At 42.1% G+C, this 1,191-nt stretch carries 1 protein-coding gene; it reads left to right on the forward strand.

The window, feature by feature from the left end; genetic code table 11:
- The first annotated feature begins 84 nt into the window (after positions 1 to 84).
- Positions 85 to 1,181 (forward strand): ISKra4 family transposase gene (locus CQ839_RS24595; RefSeq protein WP_103670932.1). Its coding sequence is split into 2 segments (ribosomal slippage): positions 85 to 250 and positions 250 to 1,181, totalling 1,098 coding nucleotides; the frame shifts between segments, so codons are not numbered across the junction.
- Positions 1,182 to 1,191: the final 10 nt, after the last annotated feature.

Below are 1,191 nucleotides of genomic sequence, written 5' to 3' on the forward strand. Positions count from 1 at the left end.
CGGGAGCATCTCAGTTAAGCACTGAGTGTAAATGCTTATAAGTGTAGAGATGAGATAATAGAACAAAATCCCCGTGCGAAGCCAATGACACCCGAAGACCAACAAAAGTTAGAAGAATACTGCCAAGGAATTGCCGCAATACTGTATCGGAATGCAGAAGCAAAGAATGCCGAACAGTTAAAGACCTTGGAAGGGATAGAACTAGCTGTGCGAGAGCAAATGTTAGAAAATGTTAGCCCCAAAATCGGTGTTTTTTTGTCGAGACAAGTAGTGGCACAAAAGCAGGAAAAGAGAGGCATCTGAAAAGTTGTATTGGCGATCTGACCATCACCAGCAAGCAAGCAAAACAACTAAACGTAAGAGCAAGAACCCAGCTTAGTCCACACATGGAAAAATGCTGCTTGCTCACCAGTGGCAATGAGTCCTATGCACGAGCGATGAAAAACGTTAAGGAGTTGACAGGGATCGTGGTTAGCCACAGTACTCAACAGAGACTGGTACAACGATACAATTTTCCGCAAGTAGAGTTAGCTGAGACTGTAGAAGAAATGAGCTTGGACGGAGGCAAAGTAAGACTGAGAACAGCCAAAGGAAAAAAAAGTGAATGGAAAGATTACAAATCTGTTACCCTACAAGGAAAAGCAGTAATTGCATATTTTCAGGAAAATCAAGCCTTAGTTGAGAGGGTACAGCAACAGGAATTAGCAGAGATTGTCTCTTGTCTGGGCGATGGACATGACGGTATTTGGAATTTATTCTCACAAATTGCTCCCGTAGAGCAACGCTTTGAAATTCTTGATTGGTATCATCTGGTTGAGCATTTACATGGCGTTGGTGGCTCTATGCGCCGACTAGAAAATGCTGAACAATTTCTCTGGAATGGTGATGTTGAGTCTGCTATAGCTTTATTTGAGGGTTGCAAATTTAAAAGAGCGGTGAATTTTGTGGACTATTTACGCAACCATTGTCTGCGGATTCCTGAATATAGTTACTTCCATAAGTTAGGTCTGACTATTGGCTCTGGTTCAGTCGAATCTTCGATTAAGCAAATTGGGCGACGCATTAAGATTTCGGGTGCTCAATGGAATCGAAAAAATGTCTCTCAAGTTTTGAAGCATCGCTGTGCTTATCTCAATGATATGCTTGATTCTTGTGAGTATAATTACTCAGTGCCAAACTGAGATGCTCCCA

Origin of the sequence: Pseudanabaena sp. BC1403 (genome assembly GCF_002914585.1) — a bacterium.
GTDB lineage: Bacteria > Cyanobacteriota > Cyanobacteriia > Pseudanabaenales > Pseudanabaenaceae > Pseudanabaena.